Origin of the sequence: Streptomyces aureoversilis (assembly GCF_042657885.1) — a bacterium.
Classification (GTDB): domain Bacteria; phylum Actinomycetota; class Actinomycetes; order Streptomycetales; family Streptomycetaceae; genus Streptomyces; species Streptomyces aureoversilis.
The window spans coordinates 1-6,556 of sequence record NZ_JBHSKJ010000045.1 but is presented as its reverse complement, the minus strand read 5'-3'; the positions used below and the strand labels follow the sequence as shown (position 1 = coordinate 6,556).

Below are 6,556 nucleotides of genomic sequence, written 5' to 3'. Positions count from 1 at the left end.
TACTGCATGGGGGACCGTGTGGGAGAGTAGGACGCCGCCGAACAATTTTTGAGAAAAAGCCCTGGTGGGTTACCACCGGGGCTTTTTCGTATTTCCGGGCAGAATCACCGCAGGCTCACCTGGATCCGGACACGAAAGGAGCCGGCGGTCCCATGGCACCCCTGGCTGATTTCGAGAAACACCGCCCACAACTCTGGGCCGTCGCCTACCGCATCACCGGCTCGGTCGCCGATGCCGATGACGCACTGCAGGAGGCCTGGCTTCGCTGGCAGCTCCTCCCCGACGAGGAGGCGGCCAACCCGGCCGCCTATCTGACGACCGTCGTCAGCCGTATCTGCTTCGACCAGCTCGGCTCCGCCCGCTCCCGCCGCGAAACCTATATCGGACCTTGGCTGCCCGAACCGGTCGTCGGCGAAGTTCCCGGGCCCGAGGACCGGGTCACCCTGGACGAATCCGTCGGGATGGCACTGCTGACCGTGCTGGAGAAGCTCACGCCGGGCGAGCGGACGGCGTTCATCCTGCACGACGTGTTCTCCGTGCCGTTCACCGAGATCGCGGAAGTCGTAGGCCGGACTCCGACCTCCGTACGGCAGTCGGCCTCCCGTGCACGGAAGCGCGTACGGGCCGAATCCCCGCGTTGTTCCGTCGACCGCGGTGAGCACCGCCGTACCGTCGAAGCCTTTCTCGCCGCCGTGATGAACGGCGACTTCGAGACACTCCTGTCCGTCCTGGACCCGGATGTCGTGTGGCGCTCCGACGGTGGCGGAAAGGTCTCGGCCGCCCGTCGCCCCGTCTGCGGCAGGGAGAACGTCGCCCGCTTCGCCCAGGGCATCAGCCGCGGCTTCGACCCGCTGTCGATGCGGGTGGTGATGCGGGACGTCAACGGCGCACCCGGCATCATCTCCGTCGATCCGGCCGCGGGCAGGGTCCTGGTCTTCGCGTTCACCGTGCACGAGGGGCGGATCACGGAGGTCTACGCCGTCGCCAATCCGGACAAGCTCCGCCACCTCGATCCGCGGGAGCTGTGTCCGGAACCGCTCTGCCCGAAGGACCTGTGACCTGTGGCTGTCACACTCCTGCCCGCTGCGTCGTCGGGTGGGTATGAACCGACAGCACCGACACCACGTCACCGTCCTCGGCGCCGGCTACGCGGGCCTCGCAGCGGCTCTGCGGCTGGCGCAGAACCCTGCCGTCAGCGTCACTCTCGTCGATCCCAGCGACCGCTTCACCCAGCGCGTCCGACTTCACCAACTCGCCGCCGGGCAACCGGATGTGTCGCTCCCGCTGTCCTCGTTCCTTCGCGGGACCGGGATCCGGCACGTCGCGGCCCGCGCCGTCGAGCTGGACGCGGCTGCCCGCGAGGTGCGTACGGACGACGGCCGCACGCTCTCCTACGACCGGCTCGTCTACGCGCTCGGCAGCGTCACGGACACCCGCATCGCGGGGGAACAGGCCGCGGGGGAACAGGCCGTGGGGCAAGGGTCCGCGGGGGTGCCCGTGGACGAACGGACCGTGGGTGAGCGCGCGTACACCGCGGAGTCGGCGGCCGAGCTGGGTAAGCGGCTGCTCGACGGGCCGGGTCGGCTCGCCGTCGTCGGCGGTGGGCTGACCGGTGTCGAACTCGCCTCCGAGATCGCCGAATCGCACCCCGAGTGGGACGTCCGCCTCCTCACTGCGGGCAAGCTCGGCGCCGGCCTGTCCGTCAACGGGCGGGCTCACCTCCGTAAGACTCTCGCCGGGATGCGCGTACGGGTGACGGAAGGTCAGCGCGTGACGTCGGTGGACGAGGTCGACGCGGACGTCACCGTCTGGTCGGCGTCGCTGCGGCCGCTGACGGGGCTCGCGGAGGCGGCCGGCCTCGCGCTCGACGCGCAGGGGCGGATCGTGGTCGACCGTACGCTCCGCTCGGCTACGGATCCGGCCGTCTACGTGGCAGGCGACGCGGCGGCCACCTCCCTGCGGATGGCGTGTGCGACCGCGATGCCCACGGGCGCACACGCCGCCGCCTCCGTCCTCGCCGACCTGGAGTCCGGGCCGGCGCGGCTGCTCCGCTTCCGCTACGTCGTGCAGTGCATCAGCCTCGGCCGTAACGACGGCCTCATCCAGCCGGTGCGACGCGACGACTCACCGCTCCGGTCCGTCGTGACCGGGCGGCCGGCGGCGTTCGTCAAGGAGCAGGTTGTCCGCTCAACGGTCCGGATCCTGCGTGTGGCGGCGAGCCGGGCGCGGGCCCGGTAGCGACCGGGCCCCGGCATTCGGCGTTGCGCTCCGCCCACGCCGTGAGCACCGAGCGGCACGCGTGGTCCATGTGCCGCAGGCCGCTCAGATCGAGCTCCACGTTGCGCCCCGAGGGTGGCAGCGAGGCGTCCAACTCGTCGAGGATCCTGGGCAGTCGGAGGAAGTTCGCGTTGCCGAGGACCCGGACGCGGACCGTGCCGTCCTCCGTGGTCTGTGTCTCGACATGGACGTGGGAGGACTCCCAGGCGGCCTTGGCGACGGCCATGAGGAGGCCGAGGACGACGCCCTCGAAGAGGTTCGTCACCACGATGGCCCCTGTGGTCACCACGAGCACCACGGCCTCGCCGCGGTGCTCGCGCCACAGCCGGGCGATGTCCCGGAAGGGCAGCAGCTTCCACCCCGCGTGCATCAGCACCCCCGCGAGTGCCGCCACCGGGATGAGCTCCAGGGCCCAGGGGACGAGCGAGACGAAGACGAGCAGCCAGACGCCGTGCAGGACGCGTGACGCCTTGGTCTTCGCCCCGGCCCGGACGTTGGCCGAGCTGCGGACGATGACGGCGGTCATCGGGAGCGCGCCGAGCGCGCCGCACACGGTGTTGCCGGCGCCCTGGGCGATGAGCTCCTTGTTGTAGTCCGTACGGGGGCCTTCGTGCAGCCGGTCGACCGCGGCCGCGCTGAACAGCGTCTCCGCGGAGGCGATGAGCGCGAAGGCCAGGACCGTGCCCAGGACGCTCATCTCGCCGAGCAGGGCGAAGTCCGCGCGGCCCGGCGGCTGGATGGCCTCGAGCATCCCGCTCACTTCGATCCGGGCCACGGGCAGGGACAGGCCGGCGACCACGACCGTCGCCAGCGCGACCGCGACCAGGGGCGCGGGCACGAACTGTGCCCCCTTCTGCCAGTGCGGCCACAGCACCAGCACGGCGATCGTGCCGACGCCGACCGCGGCGGCGAGCAGGGCGTCGGTCGAGATCAGCGTGTCGATGATCAGGTCGGGAAGGCCTGCGATCTTGGCCGGGCCGCCGGCGGGCGGGTGGGCGTCGGCCATGGCGTAGATCTGGCTCGCCATGAGGACCAGGCCGATGCCGGCCAGCATGCCCTGGATGACGGCGACGGAGATCGCCCGGAACCACCGGCCCAGGCGCAGCAGCCCCATCGCGATCTGCAGCAGTCCGGCGGTCAGGACGAGGACGCCGAGCGCGGTGAGCCCGAACTCCCGCACGGCCTCGTAGACGAGCACGGTCAGGCCGGCGGCCGGGCCGCTGACCTGCAGGCTGCTGCCCGGCAGCAGTCCGGTGAGGATGCCGCCGACCACACCGGTGACCAGGCCCAGTTCGACCGGGACGCCCGAGGCGACGGCGATGCCGACCGAGAGGGGGACGGCGATCAGGAAGACGACGAGGGAGGCGGTGAAGTCGGCGCGGAGGTCACGGCGCAGGGCGGCCCCGCTGTTGGCACCGTCGTGGGGAGGGTTTGACCGGAGCTTGGTCCTGGCGAGCGCCTTGCGGGCAGGGGTGAGGGGTATTTTTTCCATGAGGAATACCTCCGAGCGCGCGGTGTCGCGCAGCGATGTGTTCGTTGCCTGTCTGATGTCGGGATACGGGCAGCGGAGACGTCGGGGTGAGGACCGGCCGGACGGCAGAGGGTGACGGAGCGTGCCGTGGACACCCGCGGTCATTCTGTCCAAGTGGCCAATACCGTTGGAGTGTTGGCGTGTTACCACGATGTAAACGCAGTGGTGGCGGGCCGGATTGGGCTGTTCCGATCGCTCCGGCGCAGGCCCCCGTGGGCTTACCCGCGAATTGCGCTCGGCGCGCGACGTGCGCGCGGAGTGCAAAGATGGCCGGACACGCCCTCCGGTGACGTCCGGCGCCGACCAGCGTCGACGACCAGTGGACTGTGAAGTCCCGGCTGCCTCGCTGCCCGGTTGCTCGGCCGCACCGGGAAGCCCGGCGTGCAGCCCATCCCCGCGCAGCGAAGAGGTGAGCCCGTGGCACAGAAAGTCGCCGTCCTCGGCACCGGCAAGATCGGCGAGGCGCTGCTCAGCGGCATGATCCGCGCCGGCTGGTCGACCGATGACCTCCTGGTCACCGCGCGCCGCCCCGAGCGCGCCGAGGCCCTCCGTGCCCGCTACGGCGTCGAGACGGTCACCAACGCCGAGGCCGCGAAGTCCGCGGACACCCTGATCCTGGCCGTCAAGCCGCAGGACATGGCGGCGCTCCTCAGCGAGCTCGCCCCGCACCTGCCCGCCGACCGGCTGGTCATCAGTGCGGCGGCCGGCGTCCCCACGTCCTTCTTCGAGGAGCGGCTGCCGGGCGGCAACCCCGTCGTGCGCGTCATGCCGAACACCCCCGTCCTGGTGGACGAGGGCATGTCGGTGATCTCCGCGGGCACCCACGCCACGGAGGACCACCTCCTCCGCACCGAGGCGATCTTCAAGCCCGTCGGTAAGACGCTCCGGGTGCCCGAGTCCCAGCAGGACGCGGCCACGGCGCTCTCCGGTTCGGGCCCGGCGTACTTCTACTTCCTCGTCGAGGCGATGACCGACGCCGGCATCCTCCTCGGCCTGCCGCGGGACAAGGCCCACGACCTCATCGTCCAGGCCGCCATCGGTGCCGCCGTCATGCTCCGCGACAGCGGCGAGCACCCGGTCAAGCTCCGCGAGGCGGTCACCTCGCCGGCCGGCACGACGATCAACGCCATCCGCGAGCTGGAGAAGCACGGAGTACGGCACGCGCTGATCGCCGCCCTGGAGGCCGCCCGCGACCGCAGCCGGGAGCTGGCCTCCGGCGAGGGGTGACGGGGCGGCCCCTGGGCCGGCCCCTGCGTCGCCGACAAGGGCCGGCGACCGGGTCGGCGACCGGCGACCCCTTTATGTGTGTTCAGTACGCGGGCAGCAAGCCGATCGCCCGATAGGCCGCGTCCACCGTCGGCCGGGCGATCCTCCGCGCCCGCTCGGCCCCGTCCCGGAGCACGCCATCCACATAAGCCGGGTCGGCGCACAGCTCGGCATGCCGCTCCCGCAGCGGGCGCAGGACTTCCAGCACCGCATCGGCGGTGTCCCGCTTCAGAGCGCCGTACGAGGAATAGCGGCCCGCGAGCTCCGAGGGATTTCCGCCGGTGCACGCGGCGAGGATCTCCAGCAGGTTCGCGATACCGGGCCGCGTCTCCCTGTCGTGGACGACCTCACTGCCGCTGTCGGTCACTGCGCGCATGATCTTCCGGCGCACTGCGTCCGGCTCGTCCAGCAGATAGACGATGCCCGCCGTCTCCGCGTGGGACTTCCCCATCTTCGCCGTGGGGTCCTGCAGATCCATGACCCGGGCGGCCACCGGCGGCACCACCGCCTTCGGCACGGTGAACGTCTGCCCGTACCGCTGGTTGAACCGCACCGCGAGATCCCGCGTCAGCTCGACGTGCTGCGCCTGGTCGTCCCCCACCGGGACCTCGTCCGCTCCGTACGCCAGGATGTCCGCCGCCATCAGTACCGGATACGTCAGCAGCGACAGCCTTACGCCGCCGCCCGTCGCCCGCTCCCGCGCCGACTTCTCCTTGTACTGGATCATCCGCCGCATCTCGCCGTCGGACGCCGTGCACTCCAGGACATAGGAGAGCCGGGTGTGCTCGTCGACGTGACTCTGTACGAACACCGTGCACTGCGCCGGATCCAGCCCGGCCGCCAGCAAAAGCGTGGCCGTCTGCCGGCTGAGGCGCCGTACCCGGGCCGGCTCGTGCTCCACGGTGAGAGCGTGCAGGTCCACGACGCAGAACAACGCGTCGGCCTTGTGCTGGTCGACCTCCACCCACTGGCGGACGGCGCCGAGGTAGTTGCCGAGCGTCAGGTGGCCGGTGGGCTTGATACCGCTGAAGATCCGGGTGGACATGGGGTGGTGCGCTCCCTGTCTGGATGGGGACACCGCCACGGACAGCAAAAACGGCCGCCGAGGCGGCGGCCGTTGGGTGCATGCGCGAGGCACGGAGTCGGGGCCGCCGTCAGGCGGCCCACCACTGCTGCGTACGCACATGCCGAGTCATGCCGCCGACCGTACGCCCCCGAAAAGTGCTTGCGCCACTGGTTTGATGCGCCCTACGGGGTCGTGTAGAGTTCTTCGAGTTGCCGCGGGGTCCGCAAGGACAGCGGGGCAGCCACTCGAGCCGCACCGGCGGCAATCACCACTGCACGGCCCCTGAACGGGATGGATTTCGGCGTGCCGAAATTCGGACTGTGAAGGCCTCGGACTCCGATTAGGAGTCACCGGGGAAATCCGCTAAAGTAGTGATCACGCCGGAAGGCGCGAAACAAACCCCGCTCCAACAGGGG

5 protein-coding genes are annotated in these 6,556 nt (G+C 70.7%); 3 read left to right on the top strand and 2 right to left on the bottom strand.

Annotation, left to right across the window (positions count from 1 at the left end):
- Positions 1–152: 152 nt before the first annotated feature.
- Positions 153–1,058: a sigma-70 family RNA polymerase sigma factor gene (locus ACFPP6_RS36125; RefSeq protein WP_382051101.1), complete on the top strand. Its 906-nt coding sequence runs from the start codon at positions 153–155 to the stop codon at positions 1,056–1,058.
- A 43-nt stretch (positions 1,059–1,101) separates the two neighbouring features.
- Complete coding sequence (locus ACFPP6_RS36120) at positions 1,102–2,238, top strand: NAD(P)/FAD-dependent oxidoreductase (protein WP_382051100.1); 1,137 nt, start codon at positions 1,102–1,104, stop codon at positions 2,236–2,238.
- Here ACFPP6_RS36120 and ACFPP6_RS36115 read toward each other — a convergent pair.
- A complete protein-coding gene (locus ACFPP6_RS36115; RefSeq protein WP_382051099.1) occupies positions 2,168–3,769 on the bottom strand; it encodes a SulP family inorganic anion transporter in 1,602 nt (533 codons plus the stop codon). The two genes, ACFPP6_RS36120 and ACFPP6_RS36115, sit on opposite strands and share 71 nt — an antisense overlap.
- Positions 3,770–4,225: 456 nt before the next feature.
- On the opposite strand from ACFPP6_RS36115, the gene proC reads away from it, so the two are divergent.
- Complete coding sequence (gene proC, locus ACFPP6_RS36110; RefSeq protein WP_058047822.1) at positions 4,226–5,035, top strand: pyrroline-5-carboxylate reductase; 810 nt, start codon at positions 4,226–4,228, stop codon at positions 5,033–5,035.
- Between the two features lie 82 nt (positions 5,036–5,117).
- Here the strand turns inward: proC and trpS are convergent, their stop codons facing one another.
- Positions 5,118–6,119: a tryptophan--tRNA ligase gene (gene trpS, locus ACFPP6_RS36105; RefSeq protein WP_382051098.1), complete on the bottom strand. Its 1,002-nt coding sequence runs from the start codon at positions 6,117–6,119 to the stop codon at positions 5,118–5,120.
- Positions 6,120–6,556 lie beyond the last annotated feature (437 nt).